Origin of the sequence: Bradyrhizobium sp. SRL28, from assembly GCF_018596315.1 — a bacterium.
GTDB lineage: Bacteria > Pseudomonadota > Alphaproteobacteria > Rhizobiales > Xanthobacteraceae > Bradyrhizobium.
The window spans coordinates 74,733-101,050 of record NZ_JAHEAG010000010.1; the positions used below are offsets into that span (position 1 = coordinate 74,733).

Genomic DNA, 26,318 nt, shown 5'->3' on the forward strand with positions numbered 1-26,318 from the left:
CGTGACTTCAACAGGTGCAGCATCGAAATGCTGCGGCAGATACGAGCGGGTGTCAAGCTATCCCATTGGCATTTCATGCACCGGTTCCCGGGAACAAACGTCAGACTTTGGTATGCCGGTAATCGCGTAAATCGGGATCGTGGGTCATCGCCCAGTAATCCACGAACCGCCATGGCATCGCCGAAAAAACCCGGCCCTGGTTGTTGCGGTAATAGGTGGTCATGCCCGGGTGAGTCCAAATCAACTGCTCATGCTCGGCATCCACTTTCCTGATGTACTGATCGTGCGCCTCGGGGCGAACATCGATCGCAGCGATCTCTTGCTCGATCATTTCGACGAGGCAAGCCGAGATGTAGCGGCTCTGGCATTCCGACTGGAAGATTACGCTGCCGCCGTGCGCGGGACCTGAATTGGGGCCGAGCATCACGAAGAGATTCGGAAAGTCTGGGACGGTGAGCCCGAGATAGGCGGTCGGGTTATCGTTGGCCCAGGCCGCTTTGAGATTCTTGCCGTCGCGGCCGGTGATGTTGAGGCGGGCGGCCATCTCCGTAACCTTGAAGCCGGTGGAAATCACGATGACATCGGCCGGGCGTAATTTGCCGTCTGAGGCGACGATGCCGTCGCGCGCGAAATGATCGATCTTGTCGGTGACCAGCTCTATGTTCGGCTTGGTCAGCGTCTTGAACCAGTTATTGTCGAGCAGGATGCGCTTGCCATAGGGGGGATAGGTCGGGACGCATTTTTCGATCAGATCGGGACGATCCTTCAGTTCGGACAGGATGAAATCCGTCAGCTCCTCGCGATGCCGGTCGTTGCCCTTGTTCACGGCACGCTCGGGGTGCGGCCAGTCCGGATCCTTGCGCAGGAACGGCAACAGGCCGTCGCCGTAGCGCCAGAACATGTTGAAACGATACCACTGCACGTAAAACGGAAGGTGTGCGAGCAGCCATCGTGCGCCTTCGGTGATGGGATCGGAATAGCCTGCCACGGGGCGGGCCCATTGCGCGGTGCGTTGGTAGACGGTGACCGACGCGACGCGGTCAGCGATCGACGGCACCAGCTGCATCGCCGTTGCGCCAGTGCCGATGACGGCGACATGTTTGCCCTCGAGCTTGACGTCGTCGGTCCACAAGGCTGAGTGCAGCATCTCACCCTTGAAATCTCCCTCGCCCTTGAAGTGGGCAGGGTGCGGGTCGTTGAGCTGGCCGATGGCGCTGACCAGCGTGGTCGACTCAAAGATCTCCTCGCCATTGGTGGTCTTCAATGTGGAGATCCAGCGCCGCTTGCTCTCGTCCCAGCGCGAGGATGTCAATTCCGTGTTGAGACGGAGATGCTTTCGAATGTCGTGTTCGAGCGCGACCTTCTTGAGATAGTCGAGCAATTCCTGGCGCTGGGCGAAATAGCGCGTCCATGGATTACGCTTGCCGAATGAGAACGAGTACGAATGGTTGGGCGTGTCGACGCCGCAGCCGGGATAGCGGTTGACGTACCAGGTGCCGCCGAGCTCGTCGTTCTTCTCGACGATGGTGTAGGGGATGCCGAGGCGGCCGAGCGCAACACCCAGCGCGATGGCGCAGACGCCGGCGCCGACGATCAGCACATGCTGCTGCGCCAGCTTCTCGTTCGATGGCGGCTTGGTCCAGCGCGCCTCCCGGGGAATGAAACCCATTTCTTCGCGCATCAACGGCGCATATTCCGGCGTGACGCTTTCGCCAAGCGTGGCGCGCATCATCCTCAGCATCAATTCGTCACCGGGGTCGGTGACGACGGGCTTCGGTTCGCCGTTTGCGAACAGTTTCAGAACGGCGGCGCGGATTTCGGCCTGGATTTCCTGGGGCATGCCGGCTTGCGGATCTGGAATCAGGCGCACGTCACGCTTCGGCTTGTAGGGCGGCTCCAGCCAGCGCTCGTCGCCGGTCAGGTGCACCAGCACCATCAGCAACACGCGGATATCGCCCTCGGCGATGGCCGACGACAGATCGAGTTTCTTGCGCGGCAGCTCGATATTCATGCTGGTGTCCTCGTTTACGCGCCTGGTGCTTCCGGCAGGCCGCCATAGGCGGCCCAGGTGGTGCCTGCGATGTATCCCGCGTCGACGGGTAAGTTGATTCCGGTGACGCCACTGCTCAGTGGCGAAAGCAGCCAGGCGATTGCTTGCGCGACCTCGACCGGCTCGACCAGCCGGTTCATCGCGGTCGGACTTTCGAGCCATTTCTTGTTCAGCGCGCCCGAAGCGATGCCGGCTTCCAGCGCGACGGTGCGGGTGAATCCGGGCGAGACCGCATTGACGCGCACGCCGCTGCGGCCCCATTCGGCGGCCAGTGTCTGCGTGATCTGAATGACGCCGGCTTTTGCGGCGGTGTAGGCATGAATCGGACCTGACGTCATGCCGGCAACGGAGGCGACATTGACGATCGCGCCATGCCGCCGCTCGGCCATCTTCACACCCACGCTACGGGCGACCAGAAACGTGCCGCGGAGATCGATATTGACCTCGCGGTCCCATTGTTCCATCCGCACGCGTTCGATCCGGTGCATCTTGCCGAATACGCCGGCGGCGTTGACGAGTCCCGTGATCGGGCCGTGCGTGGCCTCGATGGCCGCGATGCCGCTAACGACGGCGCTTTCGCTCGCGACATCGAATGGTGCCGGCCACAGGATCACTGGCGTCTCTGTCAGCGGCTCCGGCGCGATGTCTGATATCACCACGCGCCGGCCCTGTTCGGCCAGCAGCGTCGCAGTGGCGGCGCCAATGCCGCGGCTGCCGCCGGTGACGAGGACGATACCCTCAGCGGTCATGGCTATTGCCTTTTTCCGGTGTGAACAGGCCGCGCGTAACCAGCTTTCGGTAAGCGGAGATGACGTGCTCAGGCGCTGCCGTGACGTTGCCGCCAACGTAGGAGTAGCGACGGCTTAGGTACCCACGCGCGCCCATCAACATGTGAACGATGGCTTCGAACTCCTCGTCGCTATAGTCGATGATTGCCCCAGCGTGGCGGGCGCGCCGGAGGATACGGACATAGGCGGTGGCGATGTTATCGAGATGCTTCTGGTAGCCGATCGGCGCGAAATATTCGGCTTCGTTGAGGATGCGCAGAAATTCCGGCACCTCGCGGATGAAGTCGAAGAAGGCGCTGAACCGTTCGATTTCCTGCCTTGCGGCGTGCGCAGTCCCGGTGCGCTCGCGGATGAAGTAAACCATGTCGGTGCCGATCTTCGGCAGCAATTGGTCGAGCAGCTCCTGGCGATTTTCAAAGTGATTGTAGAACGTACCCTGCGCGACGCCGGCTTCCTCTGTGATGCGGGCGACGGAAGCCTCAGCGTAACCGTGTTTGCCTACAACCTTGGTGGCGGCGTCGAATATCCTGCGCTTGGTCCAGGCGTTGCGCTCGACACGGTTGAGTTTTGTCGCTTTGCCGGATGCGGCTTGCGATGATTGCGTCATGCGTGGGATTCCAGTTCGGCGCGCAGCACGCGCTTGAGGACTTTTCCGGAAGGGTTGCGCGGCAGGCTGTCGCGGATGATAAGTTGCTTCGGCACCTTGAATCCGGCGAGGCGTGCGCGGCAGTGATCGGCGAGATCGGGCAAGTCGAGCGTGACGCCATCGGCCAGCACCACGACGGCCACCGGCTTTTCGCCCCAGCGCTCGTCTGATATGCCGACGACGGCGACTTCGCGCACCTGCGGCAGTTCGTAGATGACGCGCTCGACTTCGGAGGAGGCGATATTCTCACCACCGGAAATGATCATGTCCTTCTTGCGGTCGGTCAGGTAGAGAAAGCCGTCCTTATCGAGATAGCCGACGTCGCCGGTGCGGAACCAGTCGCCAAAGAATGCGGCCGCAGTCTTCTCGGGATCCTTCCAGTAGCCTTGCGTGATCTTCGGCCCGCGCAGGCAGATTTCGCCGTTCTCGCCTGATGGCAGTCGGTTGCCGGCATCGTCACGGATTTCGATTTCGACATGGGCGATGGCGCGGCCGGTCGAGCCGATCTTCTCGATCTCGCGGCCGGCTTCCATGAAGGTGTCGCCGCCGCAGGTTTCGGTCAGGCCATAGGCGTCGATGTAGCGGGCGTTTTTGAAGTAGTCGGAGAAGGCGCGGATGCGTGCTTCCGGGGTTTTCTCTCCGCCGCCGATCGCCCAGCGCAGGCTGGAGACAACATAGCGGTCGCGGGTAGGGCAGGTGAGGATCGCGGTCGTCATCACGGGCGCGAACCATGCGGCGTTGAGCTTCTCCGCTTCGATTGCGGCGAGCGCCTGCTCGGGCTCGAAGTTGCGGTGGATGGAAAGCATGCCGCCGTGCCAGAGCACGGCAATGCCCGGCAGATCGAGCGCGCCGACATGATAGAGCGGACCGACCACCAGCAATCGCGTATCGGCGTTCAATCCCAGCACCAGCGTCTGATCGGCCGACTTCCAGTACAGGTTCTCGTAAGTCAGCATCACGCCCTTCGGGCGGTCTGTCGTGCCCGACGTGTACATCAGCCGCATCAGGTCGCGCGGTTGCCTGACATGCATTGGGGCGGGCGCGATATCAGGCGCAAGGCGCGTCGCTTTGGCTTGGGTGGCTTCATCGAGCAGCACCACCGGCGCGCCGCCTGTGGCGATACCCGCGAGTTCTTCATCCGCAATCAGGATGCGCGCGCCGGAATTGCCGACGATGTAGCCGACTTCATCGGCGGAGAGCCGATAGTTGATCGGCAGAAACACCGCGCCGATGTGGCTGGTTGCAAATACCAGTTCGAGAAAGGCAGTGCTGTTCTTCATCAGCACCGCGACGACGTCGCCGGGACCGACTCCGCGCCCGGCCAGCCATCCGCCAACCCGGCGGATACGGACGTCGAACTCGGCATAGGAGACATCCTCGCCGCGGTATTTCAGCGCACAACGATCCGGCGCCCGCCGGGCATGAAACGCGATAAAGCTGGATAGATTGATCATTATCCGCCCAAAAAGCCCGTGTCCGGCCTCGTCTGTCCCTAGATGAATTATGACTCGTAATTCATCTTTTGCTTGACGTCACCCCCCTTGCTCTGAAATTCTCAGGCCGCACGGAGGCGACACGACCTCCGGCAGGGATTTGGGAAAGCCAATCCCACAGGGAGGAAGCAATGACGAGAACCCGCAAACCGGGCGTAAGCCGACGTGCGACGTTGGCGATGATGGGCGCCGGGGCCGTAACATTTGCGACGCCCTGGATGGCGCGCGCGCAAGCCAAGACCATCAAGGTCGGCATGCCGACCATTCTCTCGGGGCGCGTGGCGCAACTCGGCACCTCGTCGCGCAACGCCGTGATGCTGGAAATCGAAAAGGTCAATGCTGCCGGCGGGTTGGCCGGACGCCAGATCGAGATGGTGATCCGCGATTCCAAGGGGCAGCCGCAGGAAGCTGCCCGCGTCGCCCGCGAACTCGTCAATACCGATGGATGCGAAATCCTGATTGATGCGGAAGCGTCGTCGGGCGCGTTCGCCGTGCACGAGGTGGCGCGCGATCTCGGTGTGCTCTGCATTCACACCAACTCGGAGACGTCGGCGCTGACCGCCGACCCCAAGCAGCACATTCCCAACGCGTTCCGCACCGCACGCCAGGGCGTGCACGACTCGATCGTCGGCGGCAGCTACGCAGCAGCGATCGCCAAGGCCAAGGGCCTGAAGAAATGGGCGACCTGTTCGCCCGACTACGCCTATGGCCGCGATACCACCGGTGAATATGTCACGTATCTCAAGCGCTTCGCGCCTGACGTTGAGATCATTAGCGAGTCCTGGCCCAAGCTTTTCCAGCCTGACTACACCGAGGTTGTGACAAAGATCCTGCAGGCCAAGCCGCAGGCGCTGTATTCCTGCCTCTGGGGCGGCGACCTCACGTCCTATATCGATCAGGCCAATATCTACGCGCTGTTCAGCCAGATGGAGGTGTTTGCGGTCAATATGGCCGACTACACCGCGCTGACCGTCGTGAAGAACCTGCCGAAGGGCATTCACTCCGGCAACCGCTACATCAAGACCTATCCCGCAACCCCTGAGAACGCCGCTTGGGGTGACGCTTACAAGGCGAAGTACAACGAATATCCCACCAACTGGTCATGGGAAAATGCAACTGCAATCATGCTGTTGGCCGAAGCTTCGAAGAAGGCGAATTCAGCCGACGGCAAGAAGATTGCGGAGGCGTTGCGCGGCCTGAAGATCAAGTCGCCGTTTGGCGCCGATGGCACCGTCACCATGCGCGCGGAAGACCAGACGCTGGTCGGCTATGCGATCGGCTGGGGCACCACGATCCCGCAGGAGCCCTACGTGCCGCAAGTTCAGGCGGGCGACTGGAAGACGATCTTCGAACTCGAAGCCGAGTGGAAGAAGAGCAAGGGCTACACCTGATCGACCGTGAGGCGGAGGCGGCTTACGCCGCCTCCATTCGCCGCCGAATGTTTCTCGCGCGCCGCTCATGCTGGCACGCTGCAATGGATGCTTCTCTTGGATATCGACGCGCTTACCGGCTGTCTCGCCAGTTCCGCCTGTCTGGTGACGCAGACCACCAGCGGCTTCATCATCGGCATGTTGCTGTTTCTCGTCGCGGTTGGGCTGACGCTGATCTTTGGTGTGCTCAAGGTCGTGAACTTCAGCCACGGCGCCTTCTACATGTTCGGCGCCTATTTCGCGATGACGGCCTATCAGGTCACCGGCAGTTTTGCGCTGGCGATGCTGTGCGGGGCGGCCGGCACGGCCTTGCTTGGCCTGGTCTTCGAGCGCGTGTTCATGAGCCGGGTCTATGGCTCCGACGTGCTGATGCAGCTGCTGGTCTGCTACGCCTTCGTGCTGATCTTCGATGACGTGGTGCGGATGATCTGGGGGCCGGAATTCAAGTCGATGGGCATGCCGGCGGCGTTCCAGGTGGCGCCTCTGTTCATCGCCGGCGGCGTGGTACCGCCGTATTACCTGCTCCTGATCGGTGTCGCGCTAGTGGCAGCCGTGATCCTCGGGCTCGGCCTGGCGCGGACGAGGATCGGCAAGGTGATTCGCGCGGCCGCGCATAATCCGGGCATGGTGTCTGCACTCGGCATCAACACCGGATTGATTTATGGTGGGGTGTTCGCGCTCGGCGGCATGCTGGCGGGTCTTGCGGGTGCACTCGCGGCTCCGGTGCGTTCGCTGACGCCGGGCATGGGATTTTCGGTCCTGATCGAATCCTTCATCGTCACGGTGATCGGCGGCATGGGCTCGATCCTCGGCGCGCTCATCGGTGCAATCCTGATCGGCATGATCCGTTCGTTCGGATCGCTCGGCTTTCCCTTGTTCACGGAAGGGCTGATGTACCTGTTCATGGTGATCGTGCTGGTGTCCCGGCCCACCGGTCTGTTCGGCAAGGAGGTCGCATGACCGAGCTGCAGGCCGAACAGGCTGCCGTGGTGCCGCGGATCGAGTCCCAATCGCAGCGCTCGCGCTATATCGACGTGCTGATCGCGTTGGCGGCCTTTGCCGTGCTGGCGATCCTGCCGATGCTCACCGGCAGCAAGGCATTGCTCGATTTTGTCATCCGTTGCTCGGCATTCGGCCTGTTCGCGACCTCGCTCAACCTGCTGGTAGGTTTTACCGGCTTGGTCTCATTCGGCCACGGCATGTTCTTTGGCCTCGGCGCCTATGGCTTTGGCCTGATCATGCAGCGCACCGGCCTGCCCGTGCCGGTCGCGTTTGTCGCAACGCTCGTCATCACCACCCTTATCGCCGCCGTCATCGGCGCGATCTGTGTGCGGCTTAAGGAGATCTATTTCGCCTTCGTGACGCTGGCGTTCCAGATGCTGATCCACAGTACGATTCTGTCCTGGGTGTCGCTGACCGGCGGCGATCAGGGCCTGCGCGGCGGCATTCCGCGTCCGGCCTTTTTCGGCATCGATTTGTCGAACCATGTGCATCTGTACATCACGAGTTGCGCGCTGCTGGTGATCGGGCTTCTCCTGATGCGCCAGATCGCGCAATCGCCGTTTGGCTATACCTTGCGCATGATCCGCGACAACGCCACCCGCGCCAGCTTCATCGGCATCGATGTCTGGCGCGCAAAACTCACGATCTTCGTGCTGGCGGCACTGTTTGCCTCCACCGGTGGCATCATCATGGCGCTGTTCGTATCCGGCGCCTATCCCGAGTTTGCCTACTGGACGATCTCGGGTGAGGGCATCTTCATCAACATGCTGGGTGGCGTCACGACGTTCCTCGGTCCGATGGTCGGCACCGTGCTGCTGCTGATCCTCAACGATACCGTGACGCGGCTGACCGAATATTACGGCATCGTGCTCGGCATCGTGATCCTGTTCTTTGCCATCGGCCTGCGGAAAGGCCTGATGGATTTTGTCGTCGAGTGGTATGCGCGACGCCGCGATGGTTCCGGGAAGTAGCCATGCTGGAGATACGCTCCCTTTCCAAATCGTTCGGCGGCGTCAAGGCGACCGACAATGTCACGCTTGATTTTGCCGACGGCTCGCTCACCGCCGTGATCGGCCCCAATGGCGCTGGCAAGAGCACGTTCTTCAACCTGATCACCGGTGCGCTGCGGCCGGACTCCGGCCAGATACTGCTCAACGGCGTCGACATGGCCGGGCGGTCGCCGCCCGAGATCGTGCGTCACGGCATCGGCCGGGCGTTTCAGGTGGCAAGCATTTTTCCATCGTTGACGGTGCAGGAGACCATGCTCGCCGCCGTCTGCGCCGATCAGCGCCGCGCCAGCGTGCTTCACCGTCGTTTCCCGCTGGCCGAGACGCGTGACCGCGCCGAGCATGCAATGGAATTGCTGGGGCTGGCGAGCAAACGGAATCGCATCGCGGCGACGCTGTCGCATGGCGATCAGAAGCTGCTCGATATCGCGCTGGCGCTGGTGCTCGATCCCAAGGTGCTGCTGCTCGACGAGCCGACCGCCGGCATGGGCACCGAGGAGCGCTGGCGGATGATCGACAAGGTGAGGGAGCTCTGGGAGACGCAGAAGATCACGGTGGTGTTCATCGAGCACGACATGGATATCGTGTTCAAGATCGCGCCCGAGATCGTCGTGCTCTGCTACGGCCGTATTCTTGCAACCGGTACGCCGGATGCGATCCGCCGCAACGAGGCCGTGATCGATGCCTATCTCGGTACCGAACATCACGCCGGGGCTGCGGTATGAGTGCGCAGCCGGTCGTTCAGGTCGAAGATCTCGACGTCTATTACGGCACCAGCCAGATCCTGTTCGGCGTCGGCCTGTCGGTCCGGCAGGGCGAGACCATGGCGCTGCTCGGCCGCAACGGCGCCGGCAAGTCGACCACCATGAAAGCGATCATGGGCCTGGCCCCCGCACGCCGCGGCAAAGTCACTTTGCGCGGCAAAGTAGTGTCCGGGCTGAAGCCCCATCACATCGCGCGCGCCGGTCTCGGCTTCGTGCCGGAGGATCGCCAGATATTTCCGGAGCACACGGTCGAGGACAATCTGGTCATCGGCGCCAAAAAGGGACCGAATGGCGAGGACGAATGGTCGATCCGGCGCGTTTATGATGTGTTTCCGCTGCTGGAGCCGCTGCGTAACCGGATCGCAGGAAGGCTGTCGGGTGGCGAACAGCAGATGCTGGCGATTGCGCGCACCCTGATGGGCAACCCCGCGCTGCTACTGCTGGACGAGCCGAGCGAGGGGCTTGCGCCGATCATCGTGCAACGGATCGGCGAACTGCTGCGGCAGCTCCGCGGCACCGGCGCCACGGTGCTGATCGCCGAACAGAACATGCATTTTTGCCTTGGCCTTGCGAGCCACGCGACGGTTATCGACAAGGGCCAGATCGTCTACACATCCGGGATCGAAGAGCTGAAAGCCAACGATAACATTCGTCAGCGCTACCTCGCGCTGTAGCTTTCGGCCCGACCGGGGGCGGAATGACCATCGAACGCAAGCTATCGCCGACGCATGAGGCGCCGTATCGCGGCCTGCGCGTGCTGGATTTCGGGCAGGGCATCGCCTCGCCCTATTGCGCGATGCTGCTGGGCGTTTATGGCGCCGATGTCATCAAGGTCGAACCGCCTGAGGGGGATTGGTCGCGTTTCCTCGGCACGACCTATGGGAGCCACACCACGCTGTCGGCGGTCTATAACCGCGGCAAGCGCAGCCTCAGCCTTGACATGAAGCACAAGGACGGGATCGAAATTGCGCGGCGGCTCGCCAAGGATTGCGACGTTCTGATCGAAGGCTTTCGGCCGGGCGTCGCCACGCGGCTGGGGATTGGCTACGAGCAATTGTCTCGCGACAATCCCGGCCTGATCTATCTGTCGGTCAGCGCGTTCGGGCAGAGCGGCCCATATTCGAAACGGCCGGGCTCGGATTCGGTGGCACAGGCGTTTTCCGGCCTGGTGTCGATCAATGTCGGCAATGACGGGACCCCGCACCGGGTCGGCACTACGATCTCCGATGTTGTTACCGGTGTCTACGCCTTCCAGGCGATCGCGACGACATTGTTCTCGCGCGCATCCGTCGGCACCGGGCGCTGGATCGACGTCAACCTCTGCCAGTCGACTTCCGCCTTGCTTGGCCACAAGGTGGCCGAACATATTCTGGAGGGCGGCGCGCCGCGCGCGCTCAACGTTCCGGCGGGCTCCTATCAGACGGCCGACGGCTGGATGATGGTCACGCTGGTGAACGAGCCGCAATACAAGCGGCTGTGCGCGGCGATCGGCCGTGACGACCTCGCCAGCGATCCGCGCTTTGCCGATTTTGCGCGGCGTGCTGATGCCGTTGATGCGTTGATCCCGCAGTTGCGGGAGGTGTTCGCGACACAGCCGACGGATGCCTGGCTTGCGCGCCTGCATGCGGCCGATCTCATTGCCGAACGGATCCTCAATCCCGGAGAATGGCTGCGCAACGTCCATGTCGAGGCGACACGGGCGGCGGTCTGCCAGCAGACGCCGGGCGTGGGGCCCGTGTACTCACCGCGGACGCCGGGCATTGCGAGCTTCTCGGAGGATGACTTGCGCGCCGCACCTGATATAGGCCAGGACAGTTACGAGGTGCTGCTGGAAGCGGGTTTCGAGCGCGGTGCCATCGACGATCTGGTCAAGGCCGGCGCGGTGCGTCAGGCCAAGGGAGGCACGACATGAGTACCGATCTCGTTCGTTATTCCGTCTCGGGCAATATTGCCGAGATCATGCTGGATCGTGGGCCGGTCAATGCGCTCAGCATGGACCTGATTGATGCGCTGCTGGCGGCGCTTGCGAAGGCGCGGGACGACGAAGCGGTGCGCTGCGTCATCATCGGCAGCGCACACAAGGTGTTTTGCGCCGGGCTTGATCTGGATATTGTTCGCGGCAAGCCGGGGATCGAGACCAAGAAATTCCTCGAACGGCTGTACTTTGCGCTTAACGATACCCAGTACCGCATGGGCAAACCGACCATCGCCGCCATCGACGGCGCAGTGCGCGCCGGCGGCATGACGATTGCGATCTCCTGCGACATGATCATTGCCGGTGACGCCTGTACCTTCGGCTATCCCGAAATCGATGTCGGGCTGATCCCGGCCATCCACTTCGTGCAACTGCCGCGGTTGGTCGGCAAGCACCAGGCTTTCGGGCCGTTGTTTCTGGGCGAGCCCTTTGATGCCGCGACAGCTTTTCGCATGGGGCTGCTGAGCGAAGTGGTGCCGAAGGGCACCGTGCTGGACCGCGCACGGGAGATCGCGCGCAAGCTCGCAGCCAAGTCACCCATCGTCATGAAGATCGGACGCGATGCCTTCATGCGGGCGGTCGACGCCGATTTCCGCCGCTCGGTCGAGAACGCCGCCGAGAGCTTTGCGCTCGTCGCAACCACGGAGGACTGTCAGGAAGGGTTGAATGCGTTCGTCGAAAAGCGGACGCCGAACTACAGGGGGCGCTGATGGCCGGATTGTATTTCGAGGAGTTCGAGGTCGGCCGGGAGTTTCACCATGAGTTCTCCAGGACCGTCACCGAGATGGACAACACGATGTTCAGCCTGCTGACCATGAACCCGCAACCGCTGCATATCGATGCGCACTTCTCCGAAAACACCGAATTCGGCCAGCGGCTGTTCAACAGCATCTATACGCTCGGCATCATGATCGGGATGAGCGTCTACGATACGACGCTGGGCACCACGATCGGCAACCTCGGCATGACTGACGTCAAGTTTCCAAAACCCGTGTTTCACGGCGATACGCTCAAGGCGCACACCAAGATCATCTCCAAGCGTGAAAGCAAGCCGCGGCCGAACCAGGGCATCGTCGAATTCGAACACACCATGACCAATCAGCGCGGCGAGGTCGTGGCAAGCTGTCGCCGGACCGGCCTGATGCATTGAAAGCCGAAAGCGTAAGCCGATGCGATCATTCCTGTTCGTTCCCGGCGACAGCCTGCGCAAATTCGAGAGCGCCAAGAAGACAGCGGCCGATGCGCTGATCCTCGATCTGGAGGATTCGATTGCGCCGGACGAGAAATTCGGCGCGCGGCGAACGGTGCGTGAGATGCTCGACGCCCGGAACCCGAACCAGAAGGCATATGTCCGCGTCAATGCGCTCGACACGGACATGACGCTTGGCGACTTGGCCGCCGTCATGCCGGGCCGGCCCGACGGTATCGTGCTGCCGAAATGCGCAGGCGCTACCGCCGTCAACCGCCTCTCGCTCTATCTCGATGCCTTTGAAGCCGCCGCCGGGATCGAGCATGGTTCTACGAGAATAGTCACGGTGGCGACGGAAACGGCGAGGGCCGTCCTCAAGCTGCTCGACTTCGAGAACATGAGCCCACGGCTATGGGGCATGATGTGGGGTGCCGAGGACCTCGCGGCCTCGCTCGGCGCGTCGCGAAACCGAACGGAAGGCCGCTTCCACGGGCCGTTCCTGCTGGCGCGCGATCTCTGCCTGATCAGCGCGGCCGCGGCCGGCGTCGTCGCCATCGATACCATTTGCGACCGATATCAACGATCTGGACGCGCTGAGGGAAGAGTCCATCGCTGCGCGGCAGGACGGTTTCCTCGCCAAGGCTGTCATCCATCCGAAGCATGTCGACGTCGTCAATGGAGCCTTCATGCCGACGGACGAGGAAATCGCCTGGTCGGAGAAGATCGTGAAGGCGTTCAACGACAATCCCACATCAGGTGTCGTGAAGATTGATGGCAAGATGATCGACAAGCCGCATTTGCGTGCGGCGGAAAAAATCCTTGCGTTGCGGGTGCGGTAGAGGGGTAGAGAAAGGCCGAGGACAAGCGAATTGACTTTATAGATCGATCGGCAGCAAATGCGGCCAATCAATAAACTTAAGGAAAACACCATGGTTGACGCGCTGATCATCGACGCATGCAGGACGCCGCGAGGTATCGGCAAGGCCGGCAAGGGCGCCTTGTCGGGCATCCATCCGCAGCAGCTCGGCGCAACGGTATTGCGCGCGCTGGCCGATCGCACCGGCATCAATACCGCTGATGTCGACGACATTATCTGGGGTACCAGTTCGCAACGCGGCCAGCAGAGCGGCGATCTCGGGCGGATGTCGGCGCTCGATGCCGGCTATGACGTGCGCGCCAGCGCGGTGACGCTGGACCGGTTCTGCGGTTCCGGCATTACCAGCGTCAACATGGCTGCCAGTTCAATCATGTCGGGCTCGGAGGATCTCGTGATCGCCGGCGGTACCGAGATGATGTCGATGGAAGGCCGTCGCAGCGAGGGGCCGTTCATGATGGACAACGGCAATCTTCGCCTGCGCGCCCGGCATCCGCAGTCGCATCAGGGCGTCTGCGCCGACGCGGTGGCGACGCTGGAAGGCATCACGCGGCAGGACGTCGATGAGCTCGGTCTCGAAAGCCAGAAGCGGGCGGCGGCAGCCATCAAGGGCGGCCATTTCGACAAGAGCCTTGTGCCGGTCCGCCGCGAAGACGGCAGCCTTGCGCTCGACCGCGAGGAATATCCGCGGCCACAGACCACGCTCGAAGGGCTGGCCGGCCTGAAGGCGGCCTTCCCGGCCATCGCGGATTATGCGCTCGATGACAAGGGCACGACCTACCGCAAACTTATTCTCGACAAATATCCCGACCTCGACATCAACTTCGTGCATCACGCCGGCAATTCTTCCGGCGTCGTGGACGGTTCGGCGGCCATCTTGCTGGCATCGCCAGGTTACGCAAAAGCCCATGGCCTGAAGCCGCGTGCCCGCGTCGTCGCGATGGCGAATATGGGGGACTCGCCAACCCTGATGCTGAACGCGCCGGTGCCGGCTGCCCGCAAGGTGCTGGCCAAGGCAGGCCTCACGCTCGACGACATCGATCTGTTCGAGATCAACGAGGCCTTTGCGGTCGTCGCCGAAAAGTTCATCCGTGACCTCAAGCTCGACCGCGAGAAGGTCAACGTCAATGGCGGCTCGATTGCGCTCGGCCATCCCATCGGTGCAACCGGCTCGATCCTGATCGGCACGGTCCTCGACGAACTGGAACGACGCGATCTCAAGCGGGGTTTGGTGACAATGTGCGCGGCTGGCGGCATGGCGCCGGCCATCATTATCGAGCGGGTCTGAGGCGACTGCTCAATCCAGAGCGTTTTCCAGCGAAGTGGCGACCGGTTCGCGTCAAGAAAACGCGTCAAATCAAAAATATCGAGCCCCGTTCCGATTCCATCGGAACGGAAAAGGCTCTAGGCAGCCGGGAACAAGAGCTCAAACGCAACGCCTTGATCGGACGGCAGTAGCCGGATCGATCCGGCGTGGCTGGTCATAACGGCCTGGACGATGGCCAGCCCCATTCCCGTGCCGCCTGTGTCGCGGCGTGTGGTGAAGAAGGCATCGAAGATCTTCTCCCGATTGGCTTCGGATATCGGATCGCCATCATTACTGACCGTCATCCTGACGGATCCATCTTCCTCGGTCGCTTCCAGCCGCACCGTCTTCGCGTTGTGACGGATGGCATTGTCGGTCAGATGCGACAACACGATCAGCGCTTTTTCGCTGGACATGCCGATTGGGCGCTCGAGGCTTCCGGTTGCCTCGATCGCTCGCGTCGGGAATCGGCTCTTCAATCCTCCGACAACCTGTGACAATTCGGTTTGCTCGTTCTGCGGCGCGGTTTCCGCGCGGGCCAGTTCGCGCAGCCGCTGCGTCATGGCTTCCAGGCGCCCTGCGTCGCCCAGAATGTTCGATATGAAGTTCTTCTGTTCCATCCGGGTAAGATTATCGGATTTGCTTTGTAGCGAATCCAGCAGCAGTTCAGCGGCGCCCTTGATCGATGTCAGCGGCGACTTCAATTCATGGGTGAGGTGCGACGAAAACGTCGCGATGTAGTCCGACCGTCGCGCCAATTGTTCGGCCATGTCGAGAAAGCTGTGCGACAATTGGGCGAATTCGCGCGTTCCGTAGTGGGCGAGCGGTTGAAATGCATCGCGATCGCCGCGGCTGATGCGCGCGGCGCGATCGACCAGCTCGCGCATCGGGCGGGTGATGGTTCGGGAGAACACCAGGCCAATGACGATGGTCGCGAAAATGACCGCAAGTCCCGCCAGGATAAACTTGCCGCGCTCCTGATAGAGATGGTCGAAGATGTTGCTCGGCGTCCTCGACGTGTAGATGACGCCCGCGACGCGGTTGTTGACGAGGACAGGCATTGCCGAAAACACATGGACGCCGACGCCGCGGCTGATCGAGTAGATCGGAGGAGGCGGCTTGTCGGGTTTGCGAATCCGCAAGGCCGCCCGGTACTGTCCCCCGAGCGCTGTGGCTACTTCCTCGATATGGGCGAGCGATTGGCCGACCTCGTCGCGGCCGGCAATCACGACACCGCGGGGATCGAGAATCCGGAAACCGGCGAGCGTGACTTTCTGGGTTTCCCGGATGATCGGCATCAGCCGCGCACCAATCTCGACATAGGGTTGCGATGCAGGAACGCTTGCCGGGAGCGCATCTGGCCGCCGCCGAAGCAGGTCGGCGCCGGCGGCGAGATCGAGTGCAGGCCGGATCGGCGTCAACTGGTCTTCGCGATCGGATCGTGCCTCGGACGGAATTTCAGCTCCGAGAGTAATCCCGGCACCGAGGCGCGTTTCCACTTCCCGCGCATAGACCGCGGCGAGCACCCGGCTTTGAGCGATCAGTTCGGCCTGGGTTTGGTGAATGAGCTGGTTGTCATAGAGGCGGAAGAAGAACAGCCCGACCAGAGGCAGTGTCGCCGCGGCGGCGAGCGCGGCAAAAATGACCTGCCCCACCGACGGTCGCCATTTTTCACCCGTGCGGGACATCATGCCTGCGGCTCGCATCGTCCGAGCTTGAAGCCGACGCCATGAATGGTTTCGATGACATTGTCGCAGTTCACGGCAGATAGCTTGGCGCGGATATTGCGAATGTGGCTGTCGATGGTGCGGTCCGATACCTGGATGTTGAGCTGGTAGGCGGCGGTCATGATCTGGTCGCGGCTGAAGACGAGCGTCGGCCGCGTCAAAAATGCCCTGAGGATTCCGAACTCGATGGCCGTGAGCCGAAGCGGGGTGCCGGCAAACTCGGCGAGATGCTGTTCGGGGTCGACGGAGAGCTTACCTTGCGACAGTGCGGCCATGGACGCCTTCGCATCCTGTCCACGCGAAGCCATGCGGCGCAGGATGACGTTCACCCTTGCTACGAGTTCGCGCGGGCTGAAAGGCTTGGTGACATAATCGTCACCGCCGATCTCCAGGCCCAGTACGCGATCGATTTCGTCGTCGCGGGCGGAGAGAAAAAGGATCGGAACGTCCGAGGACTTTCTGATTTCGCGGCAGACGTCCAGGCCGTCGAACTCCGGCATGCCGATATCCAGAATGATCAGATCCGGCCTGTCGGCGGCAAAGCGGGTCAACGCTTCCTTGCCGTCGCGCGCCTCGAAGACAGTCATTCCGGCCTTCTTGAGTGCAACACGGATGACCTCGCGGATGTGCAGGTCGTCGTCAACGATGAGAATGCGGTGCGTCAAAGGTCTCTCCGGGAAGTCGTATTAGCCTGTGGTCGAACTCTTCTATTGGGCGTCCAGGGTGCGCTGCAGCCGCCAACTCCGAAATCCCCAGCTGCGCCAGGATACCACCTCTCTTCGTTGCTGTTCTACAAGGCTACCACGGCGGGAAACAAGGGTGGGATCGAGCCCGCGAAGGGCAATGGCCCGGTCGATGGCCGGCAATGCCTGCGGTCCGAGGGAAAACAGATAGTTCATGTCGATCCACACGCCCTTGCCGGCGGCTTCGCGGCTGTGGCTGACATTGTAGTCGGCGATGATGGCGGCGAAATTGATCAGCGAGCAGATGTAGAGCGTTGCCGTTAGGGTGATGAGATTGGCGCGGACCAGCCAGGCATTCGAGCGGTTCAGAACAATGCGGGCGACGATGAGCACGAGCCCGAACGCGACCAGCGCCATCCAGATGAAAGCCGCGACGCGCCACCAGGTCAGCAGGTAAATCTGAACATAGAGATCGAGGCGCAGGATCGATGAAAGAACCAGCAGGACATTCTGCGCCACCCACAGATAGACCAGCGGCCGGATCACCCTTGATTGCTCAGCCGGTCCACCGGGCCGCATGGCGGCCAGAACGAAGCCCGCCGCCAGTAGCGCCGTGACGATGAGGGGATAAGCGCCGCGGTGCGCATATGAAGCGTAGCTGATATCGGCGGGCAGGGTCGCATTGCCCCAGAGATAGGCCACGTCCAGAACGGTTTGAACGGCGAACAGCAGATTGAACAGGATCAGCGAACGCAGGATCGTGGCAACTCCGAAGAAGTCGTTTTGGCCCGATGGCATTCCCTGCGCCAGTGCCGCCGCTTCGGCTAACCTTGCCGACATCTCCCGCTTGCCGCTCCACCGGACGTGGATAAAGGGCCATACGATCGACAGCGCCACAGTCCAGAACAGTACGCGTCCGAGACTCACGTAAGAAGCCGTGTTACCCGGGTTCAGCAGGCTGATCCACTTCTCGAGCAATGGATTGGCCGAGACCAGCAGAAACACGAAGATGCCGCTGAGAACGATCGGAATGAACCACACCACAAACCCGGTCTTCAGTGCAGGCAGATTGAACGCAGCGATGGCATCGCGGAAAAATCTGAACGGGCCGACCAGATAAAGATCGCACAACGCCACGGCTCGCTCGCCGAGACCATGCCGATCGCGATTGGTCGTCAACAGCAGGCCTACGCCGAGCGCCAGCAGCATGAAGGTCAGAGAGGCGATGTTGAATTCCTCGATGGCTGGGACCAGGGCAACCAGGAGGAGAGCGCCGGCCAGCAGCACCTGCTTTCGGTTGAAGGTTGCGAGGTTGGCGAGCAGCGAGCCGCAGGCTACGGCGACCGCAAAGATGGCGGCCGATATTCCAATGCCGTGCCCGTAGAACAACCAGTCGGCCAGCGCAGCCAGCGCGAGAACAATGGCTGCTTTGAGGGGAAAGGTGCCTTCCTGAACGGCGCCGGCATTGGATGCCGGCGCGGTGAAATCAGCCATTATTGCACTACCTGTCTGGAGAGGAAAATTGCAAACCAGATTCGTGGAGGCAGGCTGGCATAGCCACCAACCGTCGTTGGCTAGTCTCGTGGGAACAGGCATTCGATCAGTCGCCTCGGGTTTGCAAACCGAATATCCGACGCCGTTGTGCAATTGCTTGGAGTGCCGTCTGCAAGAGTTCAGGATTCTTATGCAGTTTCCGTGCAGGTGCGGTTATGCGCTCGCTTCGGTGAGGCAAGTTTGATACGGGCAATTGTCTCGTTCGATCTCCTCACGCAAGCCGCCATCCATTTTCATGCAAATCCTCAAGCGTATCGGCCTCGTCCTGGTCTGGCTCGCCGGAGCGGTCTTCGTTTTCGTTGCGGCCAACAAGAACGACCCCTATCTGATTTCGCTGCGGGGCCTGGGAAACATCGTTCTGGCCGCAGCGAGCATCATCGTCATCGTGGTCCTCATCCGCCGCGGCTATTGGAGGCGAGGCATCGCTGGACGGTTGCTCGTTCTGCTATGGTGTTTGCCATCGCTGTCGATGCTCGGCGCGCATGCTTCGTTTGAATGGCGCAAGCAGAGCGTCCTGAAGACCGACGCCACACAGACGCGAAATCTCGGGCGGCACTTCATTGTTGGGTACTCGTCATTTTCAGAGGTGGCTGTTCTCGCCGAGAAGGGCCTGATCGCCGGCGTCTACATCACCAGGCACAATGTCGCGGGATCGACGGCGGCGCGTCTGAAAGAAGAGGTCTCGGCGCTGCAGGAAAAACGGCGCGCCGCGAGCCTGCCACCCCTGATCGTCGCGGCCGACCAGGAAGGCGGCATCGTATCGCATCTGGCGCCGCCCTTGACCAAGTTGCCGGCGCTATCGACGCTTGCGAGTCTGGCGCCGGATGTTCGCGCCGAGAAAGCGGAAGCGTTCGGGCGTACGCACGGGCAGGAGCTGGCGGCGCTCGGCGTCAACCTGAATCTAGCGCCGGTGCTGGATTTGCGCCCCGAGCCGAAGCGCAACCGATTCGACTTCAACACGCTGATCGGCCAACGCGCGATTTCCGATGATCCGGCCGTCGTCGCCGACATCGCGCGAGCTTATGTGAGCGGGCTGGAAGCGTCAGGCGTCGGTGCGACGGTCAAGCATTTTCCCGGCCTCGGACGCGTACGAACCGATACCCATCATTTCAGCGCCGATCTGGATACGCCTGTGGACGAACTCGAAGCGTCCGACTGGATTCCCTTCAGGAAGGTGCTGGCTGGCTCGAAAGCGCAACTGATGGTCGGACATGTGACGGTGACTTCGGTTGATCCGGACCGTCCGGCGTCGCATTCCAAACGGGTTGTCGACGGCATCCTTCGCAAGAAATGGAACTATCAAGGCGTCGTCATGACCGATGACCTCGTGATGGGGGCGATCTATCAACGCAACGTTTGTACGGCCGTGGTCGAGGCGCTCAATGCCGGTGTCGATCTGCTGCTGGTCGCTTTCGACGGGACGCAGTTCTATCGCATCTTTAACTGCGCTGTGGCGGCGTCGGCCGGGGGAAGGCTCGACGCCGCCATGCTGGGTGATAGCGAGATGCGGTTGAAGGGCGCATTCCCGGTGGATTGAGAAGCAGCAGCGAGGTGTGCGCGCCCCGAGGGAAAACGGCGGGAACTACTTCGCGAACCGGCCTTCCTCCGGAAGCCCCGTCATTGCCGGTGTCCGGAATGCCGGCTTGTGATCCTGCCGCTTGGACCACGACACGTAATAGGCCACGCCCGTCATGATCAAAATCCCGGCAAAGCTGACCAGGACGTGCATGAGAAGCGAATCCGGGCCTGTGATCAGGACAAGGTGTCCGGCAAACGAAAGAAACACGCCGGCACAAAAGACCGCCAGCCATTCCTGGCCGCATATGATGATCGGCTGCAACGCCGGCCACCGGAATCCGGACCAGTCTCGCGGCATCATGTAGGCAAACAGAAAAGCCAGCGCGAGAAAATGCAGCACCCTGTGAGCGGCGAGGTTTTCCTTGTCGTTGGGAAGAAAGGCATCGCGCAGGACATCCGGGACGATGCCGGCTTGGGGAAATTTCCCTGCCACCGTCACCACAAGAGCAAAGAGCAGATACAGCCACGCCGCAGCGCGCAGGACCGGGAGCTCCTGAAGTGTACGTACGGCGCGCATTTGAGTTGCGGGGCTCAAGGCAAACCATGCGCCGAGCACAAACAGCAGTTGCCAGCAGAACGGGTTGAGATACCACCGTCCATCTGGAAATGCTGACAAATTCCAGTCGAATTGATGGGCCGCAAGGTAGAGACCGATCGACCCCGCCATCGTGACATTCGGCCGGCGGACCATGCTGAACAGAACGAACGGGAAGACCGCCATCAATACGATGAACAGTTGCAGCACATCAAGGTTCAGCGGCTTGGCTCGAAGCAGCAGACCGTGAATCAGCGTCCGGATCGTGTGATCGACGATTCCGGTGACGTTGAATTCGCCGATAAGTGCGGGCGCGGCGGATTGGCGCGCGACATTTCCGATCAGATCGATATAGATCACGAATAAGACGATATAGGCGGCGTAAAGCTGCCACAGCCGCTTGAAGATACGGGTTGCCGTCACGACGAAACCGCGCTCCAGCATCATCCTTCCATAGAGGATGGCGGCGGTGTAACCGCCGACGAACACGAACAGGTCGATGGCGCCGCTGAACCCGAAATTGCGCATGGTCAGCTGGCTGACCACATTGTGCGGGACGTGATCCAGAAAGAGAAACCAGGCCGCGATACCAAGCAGGAGACAGAGTCGGAGATCGCCGTCGCGCGCAGCGAGCTCAGCCTTCATTGACGTATACATTGTGGATTAAGAACTTTGCAGGTCGGAGGAATCGAATCGCGAATCTAGCGCGACTGTCCACTCAGCCGGAATAGACTTTACGTGAAGAATAATTAAGCAAGTTGTCGGCGATTAAAGCCCGCCCAACAATCACAATGTTTTGAGGGAATAGAGCGACGGAATGGGATCACGCCCGCTCGTGCTTGCGCAGATCGCGGATGTGGTCGAAATGGCTGGCCTGCAGGTCGGCGCCCGTCGTGCCGATGTCGGGCAGGGCCGCCTCGCTGAGGATCTCGGCGGTGATATCCTCGACTGAGCAATCCGCGATTTCATGGATGAAGCTGATATTCCTGTATTCACCCGACGCGATCCGGGAGATGACCTCGCGCCTTGTGATTTCCGGGTCGACGATGGCCTCGCGACCGCGGCGGCCGTAGTCGATCATCACGACGAAATACTGCATGCTGGCGATCTGACCTCATCCCGTGCGCCGGTATCGACGAAGGCAGCATTTCTGAAAAACGGAAATAAGTCAAGTAAAAATTCTGAAAAACAGAAATTGCCATCGTGAGGATGGTGCGGCTGTCGCGGCATCGATAGAATCAGTCGATTCGGAGATCTCGACGGCGATTGCTATTTATCCGGCGTACGGCCACCCGTCGTCTTGGTCGCCTTGCGCGCCCGGGCTGCCGCCTTGTTACGCAATCGTTCGATCTGGCCCCTGGGCAGGGTGACGCAGATCTCGCCGATCCATTCCAGCTTGACGCCGGTGATCGGTTTGGCGTTGAAGCTCGTCAGGTTGACCGACGTCGGCGATTTGCCTCGCTCGATCGTCTTCAGGTAGCGCTCGCCCGTCTTCAGGCGGACGGCGGCTTCTTCGCCGTAGAAGCTCGATAGCGGATGCTGCTGTTCGCGATAGACCACGATAATATCGCCATTCTCGTACTTCGGCAGCATGGAATCGCCGGCCACCTCGAAGGCGATGGTCTCTTCGGCGATCGGGAACGGCAGCTCGACCTCGCCGAGGCCTTCCGGCGGCACCTGCTCGTGCTCCGGTTCGATCGAGGCGCCGGCGCCGACGCGGCCCATGATCGGCACCGAGTTCAGTTCGAGATAGTCGATGATCGGTGCGATTTCAGATGCCTTGATCAGGCGTATCCCGGACAGGATCTCGGAAACCGCGCCCGGGCGAACGCCCATCGCGGTGGCCAATCCGCCCTTGGTCTTGCCCGGCTTCTCCAGCCCCCGTTCGATCAACCTGATGTCCAGCATGGTTAGACCTTTCCGAATTTCAGAAATCATAGCAATTCCGATTATCCGAAATCAAGCTTGACTTTCATTTCGGAATATCAGAAATTGAGTGCCGACGTCGGGCGGCGTTGACAAAGCAAGGACAACAAATGGAACTGTCGAACTGGGCGCCCGAGCACTCGGACGCGCTGCGGGAACTTATTGCCAAAGGCATGTCGTTTTCGGAGGCCGCGCGAGCGATCAATTTGCGATTCAATACGTCCTACACTCGTAGTGCTGCGCTCGGACGCGCCCGGCGCCTGGGACTGGGACCTGATGATCGCCTGCAACCGTCGATGCCCACCAAGCCTGCAGAGCTGCACGAGATCGCCGAGCCCCATCCCGGCGATTTCAGGACGCTTGCGTTACCCTGGCCGACGCCGGTGTTCAAAGAGATCAAGCCGGTCAAGCTGCGCTGCGTGGCGATCGAACCGCGGCATCTCTCCCTGATCGAGCTGGAGCGCGGCGATTGCCACTATCCCTACGGCGGCGATGAAGAGGGCGAGGCCATCACTTTCTGCGGTCATCCGCGGAGGCCGGGTTCGAGCTATTGCACGCCGCATTTTCGTCTGAGCCGCAATCCGCTCGAGCCGCCCGAACGCGCGGTGAGCACCGTTTCGTTGCGCGTGGCCGGAGGTGGCATGAAGAACGATGCTGTCACGTGCGTGGCCGACAGGCTGAAACTTCTGCCGCGCCGCCATCGGATCGCTCATCTGCGTGCGCTGATTGGACTTCAGCCGGCGGGCTGCGGCCGCCGGGACGAATTGTCGGAACTGCTGCACGAGGAGATAGCGGACGCATCAATCGAATAGATTTTCCGGTCGCAACCGAATTCCTCTGTTTTCAAGGAGTCCACCAGATGCCGAAAGCCAAACGACGAAAGCCGTACAACCCCGCCAAGGCACATGACCGAAGGTCCCGCGACTTGTTACGCAATGCCGAAGTCGCAACCGTCGAGGTCGATAACCCCCTGGCGATGGAGCCGGGCGAGAAGATCGTTGCCCTGCGTTCGATCCGCAACGATCCGCTCGCCCGCCTGCATTCCCATCGCCAGATCGACGAGGCGCAGTATCAGGCCGGGCGTGCGTTCCAGAGCGACTGGGAGAAGGCCGAGCGCGGGCCGCGCGCAGTCGATCCGACCCGGGAGTATGTCGATGGCGGGCAGAGCCGCGAACCGATCACCGAGGGCCAGCGCAAGGCAGTGCTGCGGTTGAACCGGGCCGAACGCGAGCTTGGCGCGGATGGCTCGGCGCTGGTGCATGACGTGCTGGTCCAGGGTCTGACCATGGACCAGATCGGCCAACGGAGGGGTCTGTGTACCAAACGCTGGAACGACTATTTTTCAAGGCGATTCCGTGAATGCCTCGACCGGCTGGCGCTGTTGTATGGATTCGCGACGGAGCATCCTGTCCCCGTCAAAACCCTCCCGCGCTGAACCGCAAAGGTTGCACCACGTCATAGGCAGCCTTGCTTAGCGGTACGGCGTAGTCGACGGTCAATGCGCCGAACGGCGAGGCCCAGGTCAGGCCTGCGCCGACCGACGAGCGCACGACATTCTTGTTGGCGACCTGAAGCGATGCCGTCGATCCGCTGTAGCGGAATACGCTGCCGGCATCGACGAAGGCCGTGGCTCTGAGGCCGTATTCATTGGGTATGCCGGGGATCGCGCTCTGCAGTTCGGCGGTCGTTGCCCAATAGGCGCTGCCGCCGACATTATCCATCGTGGTGCCCGGCGTCAGGTCGCGTGGGCCGAATCCATTAGGGGCAAATCCACGCACCATGGTCGGACCGCCGAAGAAATTGTTCATCAGCGGCACCTGCTGGCCGCCCCAACCGGTGACGTAGCCGCCCTGGGCGCGAACCATGCCGACCAGATCGCTGTTGATCGATTTGTAGTAGCGCACGTCTTCCGTCGTCTTCAGGAATTTTACGTCGCCGCCAAGTCCCGCAAGATCCTGGCTGAGCTGCGACCTGATTCCGCTGGTCGGGCTCTTTGTATTGTCCAGCGTGCTGTAGGTCGTCGTGCTGCCGGGGGCGGAGACCCAGGTCGGACCGGCGGCGGCCGCCTGCCGGACGGCCAGCGAAGGCGTCAGGCCCGAACTGTTCGGCGAAAGCGTGATGTTCTGATTATAGATCGAGTATCGCCATTGCACGCCAATTTCCTCGGTAATCGGCGTACCGAGCTGTAGTCTCGCACCATAGGTGGTGCTGCCATAGGATTGGTAGCTGTTGGCGTCGTATTGACGGCCGAAGAGTTCGATTCCGGCAGCAACCTTGGTGCCGAGGAAATAAGGTTCGGACGCAGCCAGGTTGATGCCGCGCGCATACTGACCGAGGGTAAAGGTCGACTGGAGAGTCTTGCCCGTGCCATAGAAATTGCGCTCGCCCACTTTGACCTCGACGAGCGCACCGTCGACGGTCGAGTAACCGCCGGCGACGTTGAAATCGCCGGTCGCCTGGTCAACCGCCTCGACATCGAGGATGACGTGATCCGGTGCCGAGCCGGGCCTGTTCGATATCTTCACCGTCTTGAAGTAGTTCAAGTTCTTCAAGCGTCGTTCGGCGCGGTCGATCAGCGTTTTGTTGTAGGCATCGCCTTCTGCGATGTCGAATTCGCGCCGGATCACGTAATCGCGGGTGCGCGTGTTGCCATGAATCTCGATCCGTTCGACATAGGCGCGAGGCCCCTGTTCGATGACGAAGGCGACGTCGATGCGTTGCGTGGCGGTATCGCGGGTGAGGCGAGGGGTCGCCTGGGCAAAGGGATAGCCGAGCTTTGCCATTTCGATGGCCAGAAGCTCGGTGGTCTTGTCCAGGGCGTTGCCGTCGAAAACCGCACCTGGGTGGGCGGTGGGAAGGGCGCGGAGCTTGTCGCAATCCATGCCCGGTACGTTGCAGGCGATGCTGACTTCCCGGAAGCGATAGAGCGGGCCCTCGTCGATTGCGAAGTTAAGCGCAAAACCCTTCGCCGCCGGATCGTACTCGGCCTTTGCCAATGGGATGCTGACATCGGCGTAACCCTTGCTGCGGTAATAAAGCCGTAGCTGTTCCTGGTCTTGCGCGACGCGGTCGGGATCGTAGACGTTACCGCCGGTCAGAAAACTCAGCATATGGGTGGCGGAGGTCTTGATCACGGCGCTGAGCTGCCGTTTGCCGAAGGCCTTGTTGCCGGTAAAGTCGATCTGCCGAACCGGAGTTTTTGCTCCCTCCGTTATGGCGTAGATGAGGTCAACCCGGCCATTGCCGCGGTCGATGATTTGCGGATCGACCCGGACTTCGGAGCGGCCGGCACGCCGGTATGCCTCGATGATGCGGCCGACGTCAGCCTGCACGGTGGCGCGTTGCAGCGAGCCGCGTGGCTTCGCTTCGACGGCGGCGGCAAGGTCGGTGTCCTTGACCTTCTTGTTGCCTTCGAATGCGACGCGGTCGAGCACAGGCGCTTCGGACAGATGCACCACAAGCCGCTCGCCGGCTCGTTCGATAGAAACGTTTTCGAACAGGCCCGTCGCGATCAGCGCTTTCAGCGCCGCGTCACGCGCGGCAGCGTCGAAATGTCCATCAGGTGACGCACGAAAATAGGAGCGGACCGTCTCGGCGTCGACGCGGCGGTTCCCTTCGACGACGATCGATCCCTGCGATGGCAGTGCAGTTTCGGCAACGGCAGGTGTCGCGAAAATCAAGCCAAGGAAACCGGCAAGCTGACAAGCAGCCAGCGCCGATCGGTACGATCGGTTGTGTTGCGTGTTGCGTCTAATCTCTCTGATCCCCACGTCCCGCGGGGCTCCTATTGA

Annotated in this window: 24 protein-coding genes and 1 pseudogene; 14 read left to right on the forward strand and 11 right to left on the reverse strand. The window is 61.5% G+C overall.

Annotated elements, in window-relative coordinates:
* Window positions 1-100: 100 nt before the first annotated feature.
* From KIP88_RS21190 to KIP88_RS21205, 4 genes are read right to left on the reverse strand one after another with little or no spacing between them, the layout of a single operon-like run.
* A complete protein-coding gene (locus tag KIP88_RS21190; RefSeq protein ID WP_214489911.1) occupies window positions 101-2,011 on the reverse strand; it encodes an NAD(P)/FAD-dependent oxidoreductase in 1,911 nt (636 codons plus the stop codon).
* Between the two features lie 14 nt (window positions 2,012-2,025).
* Window positions 2,026-2,799 (reverse strand): SDR family NAD(P)-dependent oxidoreductase, encoded by a 774-nt coding sequence (locus KIP88_RS21195; RefSeq protein ID WP_214489912.1) that lies wholly within the window; start codon window positions 2,797-2,799, stop codon window positions 2,026-2,028.
* Window positions 2,789-3,445, reverse strand: coding sequence for a TetR/AcrR family transcriptional regulator (locus KIP88_RS21200; RefSeq protein WP_214489913.1), 657 nt, complete (start codon window positions 3,443-3,445; stop codon window positions 2,789-2,791). The genes KIP88_RS21195 and KIP88_RS21200 overlap by 11 nt, the downstream gene beginning before the upstream one ends.
* The gene (locus KIP88_RS21205; RefSeq protein ID WP_214489914.1) at window positions 3,442-4,938 is read right to left on the reverse strand and encodes an AMP-binding protein; all 1,497 of its coding nucleotides are present in this window, start codon (window positions 4,936-4,938) and stop codon (window positions 3,442-3,444) included. Before KIP88_RS21205 ends, KIP88_RS21200 begins: the two co-directional genes overlap by 4 nt.
* Window positions 4,939-5,108: 170 nt before the next feature.
* On the opposite strand from KIP88_RS21205, the gene KIP88_RS21210 reads away from it, so the two are divergent.
* The 11 genes and pseudogenes from KIP88_RS21210 (at window position 5,109) to KIP88_RS21255 (ending at window position 14,506) form a co-directional block, all read left to right on the forward strand.
* Window positions 5,109-6,368 carry an ABC transporter substrate-binding protein gene (locus KIP88_RS21210; protein WP_214489915.1) on the forward strand — a complete coding sequence of 420 codons (1,260 nt, stop codon included), beginning with the start codon at window positions 5,109-5,111 and terminating at the stop codon, window positions 6,366-6,368.
* Window positions 6,369-6,464: 96 nt separating this feature from the next.
* Complete coding sequence (locus KIP88_RS21215; RefSeq protein ID WP_214489916.1) at window positions 6,465-7,367, forward strand: branched-chain amino acid ABC transporter permease; 903 nt, start codon at window positions 6,465-6,467, stop codon at window positions 7,365-7,367.
* Window positions 7,364-8,380 carry a branched-chain amino acid ABC transporter permease gene (locus KIP88_RS21220; RefSeq protein ID WP_214489917.1) on the forward strand — a complete coding sequence of 339 codons (1,017 nt, stop codon included), beginning with the start codon at window positions 7,364-7,366 and terminating at the stop codon, window positions 8,378-8,380. Before KIP88_RS21215 ends, KIP88_RS21220 begins: the two co-directional genes overlap by 4 nt.
* A 2-nt stretch (window positions 8,381-8,382) precedes the next feature.
* Window positions 8,383-9,141, forward strand: a complete 759-nt coding sequence (locus KIP88_RS21225) for an ABC transporter ATP-binding protein (protein WP_214489918.1) — start codon at window positions 8,383-8,385, stop codon at window positions 9,139-9,141.
* Complete coding sequence (locus KIP88_RS21230; protein WP_214489919.1) at window positions 9,138-9,854, forward strand: ABC transporter ATP-binding protein; 717 nt, start codon at window positions 9,138-9,140, stop codon at window positions 9,852-9,854. The genes KIP88_RS21225 and KIP88_RS21230 overlap by 4 nt, the downstream gene beginning before the upstream one ends.
* 23 nt (window positions 9,855-9,877) lie before the next feature.
* Window positions 9,878-11,092, forward strand: a complete 1,215-nt coding sequence (locus tag KIP88_RS21235) for a CaiB/BaiF CoA-transferase family protein (protein WP_214489920.1) — start codon at window positions 9,878-9,880, stop codon at window positions 11,090-11,092.
* Window positions 11,089-11,865: an enoyl-CoA hydratase/isomerase family protein gene (locus KIP88_RS21240; protein ID WP_214489921.1), complete on the forward strand. Its 777-nt coding sequence runs from the start codon at window positions 11,089-11,091 to the stop codon at window positions 11,863-11,865. The genes KIP88_RS21235 and KIP88_RS21240 overlap by 4 nt, the downstream gene beginning before the upstream one ends.
* Window positions 11,865-12,305, forward strand: a complete 441-nt coding sequence (locus tag KIP88_RS21245) for a MaoC family dehydratase (RefSeq protein WP_214489922.1) — start codon at window positions 11,865-11,867, stop codon at window positions 12,303-12,305. The genes KIP88_RS21240 and KIP88_RS21245 overlap by 1 nt, the downstream gene beginning before the upstream one ends.
* A gap of 19 nt (window positions 12,306-12,324) precedes the next feature.
* A pseudogene (locus KIP88_RS48225) lies at window positions 12,325-12,870 on the forward strand (CoA ester lyase); the annotation flags it as partial.
* 82 nt (window positions 12,871-12,952) lie between these two features.
* Window positions 12,953-13,183, forward strand: coding sequence for an HpcH/HpaI aldolase/citrate lyase family protein (locus tag KIP88_RS48230; protein WP_308163621.1), 231 nt, complete (start codon window positions 12,953-12,955; stop codon window positions 13,181-13,183).
* A gap of 90 nt (window positions 13,184-13,273) precedes the next feature.
* Window positions 13,274-14,506: an acetyl-CoA C-acetyltransferase gene (locus KIP88_RS21255; protein WP_214489923.1), complete on the forward strand. Its 1,233-nt coding sequence runs from the start codon at window positions 13,274-13,276 to the stop codon at window positions 14,504-14,506.
* A 116-nt stretch (window positions 14,507-14,622) separates the two neighbouring features.
* Here KIP88_RS21255 and KIP88_RS21260 read toward each other — a convergent pair whose 3' ends face one another.
* Genes KIP88_RS21260 through KIP88_RS21270 form a run of 3 tightly spaced genes read right to left on the reverse strand, consistent with a single transcriptional unit; the run spans window position 14,623 to window position 18,428 of the window.
* On the reverse strand, window positions 14,623-16,212 hold the full coding sequence (locus KIP88_RS21260; RefSeq protein ID WP_214490051.1) for an ATP-binding protein: 1,590 nt from the start codon (window positions 16,210-16,212) through the stop codon (window positions 14,623-14,625).
* Window positions 16,212-16,916 carry a response regulator transcription factor gene (locus tag KIP88_RS21265; protein WP_214489924.1) on the reverse strand — a complete coding sequence of 235 codons (705 nt, stop codon included), beginning with the start codon at window positions 16,914-16,916 and terminating at the stop codon, window positions 16,212-16,214. Before KIP88_RS21265 ends, KIP88_RS21260 begins: the two co-directional genes overlap by 1 nt.
* 42 nt (window positions 16,917-16,958) lie before the next feature.
* Entirely contained in the window at window positions 16,959-18,428 is a 1,470-nt protein-coding gene (locus KIP88_RS21270) for a DUF4173 domain-containing protein (protein WP_214489925.1), read from the reverse strand.
* Between the two features lie 295 nt (window positions 18,429-18,723).
* Here KIP88_RS21270 and KIP88_RS21275 point away from each other — a divergent pair, with 295 nt between their 5' ends.
* Window positions 18,724-20,025 (forward strand): glycoside hydrolase family 3 N-terminal domain-containing protein, encoded by a 1,302-nt coding sequence (locus KIP88_RS21275; RefSeq protein ID WP_214489926.1) that lies wholly within the window; start codon window positions 18,724-18,726, stop codon window positions 20,023-20,025.
* 45 nt (window positions 20,026-20,070) lie between these two features.
* Here KIP88_RS21275 and KIP88_RS21280 read toward each other — a convergent pair whose 3' ends face one another.
* The 3 genes from KIP88_RS21280 to KIP88_RS21290 form a co-directional block, all read right to left on the reverse strand.
* Entirely contained in the window at window positions 20,071-21,258 is a 1,188-nt protein-coding gene (locus KIP88_RS21280) for an OpgC domain-containing protein (protein ID WP_214489927.1), read from the reverse strand.
* A 166-nt stretch (window positions 21,259-21,424) separates the two neighbouring features.
* On the reverse strand, window positions 21,425-21,700 hold the full coding sequence (locus KIP88_RS21285; RefSeq protein WP_214489928.1) for a hypothetical protein: 276 nt from the start codon (window positions 21,698-21,700) through the stop codon (window positions 21,425-21,427).
* Window positions 21,701-21,870: 170 nt separating this feature from the next.
* Window positions 21,871-22,509, reverse strand: coding sequence for a S24 family peptidase (locus KIP88_RS21290; protein ID WP_214489929.1), 639 nt, complete (start codon window positions 22,507-22,509; stop codon window positions 21,871-21,873).
* Window positions 22,510-22,637: 128 nt separating this feature from the next.
* Here KIP88_RS21290 and KIP88_RS21295 point away from each other — a divergent pair, with 128 nt between their 5' ends.
* Window positions 22,638-23,339 (forward strand): GcrA family cell cycle regulator, encoded by a 702-nt coding sequence (locus KIP88_RS21295; RefSeq protein WP_214489930.1) that lies wholly within the window; start codon window positions 22,638-22,640, stop codon window positions 23,337-23,339.
* 47 nt (window positions 23,340-23,386) lie between these two features.
* The gene (locus tag KIP88_RS21300) at window positions 23,387-23,962 is read left to right on the forward strand and encodes a DUF6456 domain-containing protein (RefSeq protein ID WP_214489931.1); all 576 of its coding nucleotides are present in this window, start codon (window positions 23,387-23,389) and stop codon (window positions 23,960-23,962) included.
* Here the strand turns inward: KIP88_RS21300 and bamA are convergent.
* Window positions 23,943-26,207 (reverse strand): outer membrane protein assembly factor BamA, encoded by a 2,265-nt coding sequence (bamA, locus tag KIP88_RS21305; RefSeq protein ID WP_249790919.1) that lies wholly within the window; start codon window positions 26,205-26,207, stop codon window positions 23,943-23,945. The two genes, KIP88_RS21300 and bamA, sit on opposite strands and share 20 nt — an antisense overlap.
* Between the last annotated feature and the right edge of the window lie 111 nt (window positions 26,208-26,318).

Coding starts and splice junctions, on each gene's coding strand:
- KIP88_RS21190 (WP_214489911.1), bottom strand. CDS start 2,011: ATGAATATCGAGCTGCCGCGCAAGAAACTCGATCTGTCGTCGGCCATC.
- KIP88_RS21195 (WP_214489912.1), bottom strand. CDS start 2,799: ATGACCGCTGAGGGTATCGTCCTCGTCACCGGCGGCAGCCGCGGCATT.
- KIP88_RS21200 (WP_214489913.1), bottom strand. CDS start 3,445: ATGACGCAATCATCGCAAGCCGCATCCGGCAAAGCGACAAAACTCAAC.
- KIP88_RS21205 (WP_214489914.1), bottom strand. CDS start 4,938: ATGATCAATCTATCCAGCTTTATCGCGTTTCATGCCCGGCGGGCGCCG.
- KIP88_RS21210 (WP_214489915.1), top strand. CDS start 5,109: ATGACGAGAACCCGCAAACCGGGCGTAAGCCGACGTGCGACGTTGGCG.
- KIP88_RS21220 (WP_214489917.1), top strand. CDS start 7,364: ATGACCGAGCTGCAGGCCGAACAGGCTGCCGTGGTGCCGCGGATCGAG.
- KIP88_RS21225 (WP_214489918.1), top strand. CDS start 8,383: ATGCTGGAGATACGCTCCCTTTCCAAATCGTTCGGCGGCGTCAAGGCG.
- KIP88_RS21230 (WP_214489919.1), top strand. CDS start 9,138: ATGAGTGCGCAGCCGGTCGTTCAGGTCGAAGATCTCGACGTCTATTAC.
- KIP88_RS21235 (WP_214489920.1), top strand. CDS start 9,878: ATGACCATCGAACGCAAGCTATCGCCGACGCATGAGGCGCCGTATCGC.
- KIP88_RS21240 (WP_214489921.1), top strand. CDS start 11,089: ATGAGTACCGATCTCGTTCGTTATTCCGTCTCGGGCAATATTGCCGAG.
- KIP88_RS21245 (WP_214489922.1), top strand. CDS start 11,865: ATGGCCGGATTGTATTTCGAGGAGTTCGAGGTCGGCCGGGAGTTTCAC.
- KIP88_RS21255 (WP_214489923.1), top strand. CDS start 13,274: ATGGTTGACGCGCTGATCATCGACGCATGCAGGACGCCGCGAGGTATC.
- KIP88_RS21260 (WP_214490051.1), bottom strand. CDS start 16,212: ATGTCCCGCACGGGTGAAAAATGGCGACCGTCGGTGGGGCAGGTCATT.
- KIP88_RS21270 (WP_214489925.1), bottom strand. CDS start 18,428: ATGGCTGATTTCACCGCGCCGGCATCCAATGCCGGCGCCGTTCAGGAA.
- KIP88_RS21275 (WP_214489926.1), top strand. CDS start 18,724: ATGCAAATCCTCAAGCGTATCGGCCTCGTCCTGGTCTGGCTCGCCGGA.
- KIP88_RS21280 (WP_214489927.1), bottom strand. CDS start 21,258: ATGTATACGTCAATGAAGGCTGAGCTCGCTGCGCGCGACGGCGATCTC.
- KIP88_RS21285 (WP_214489928.1), bottom strand. CDS start 21,700: ATGCAGTATTTCGTCGTGATGATCGACTACGGCCGCCGCGGTCGCGAG.
- KIP88_RS21290 (WP_214489929.1), bottom strand. CDS start 22,509: ATGCTGGACATCAGGTTGATCGAACGGGGGCTGGAGAAGCCGGGCAAG.
- KIP88_RS21295 (WP_214489930.1), top strand. CDS start 22,638: ATGGAACTGTCGAACTGGGCGCCCGAGCACTCGGACGCGCTGCGGGAA.
- KIP88_RS21300 (WP_214489931.1), top strand. CDS start 23,387: ATGCCGAAAGCCAAACGACGAAAGCCGTACAACCCCGCCAAGGCACAT.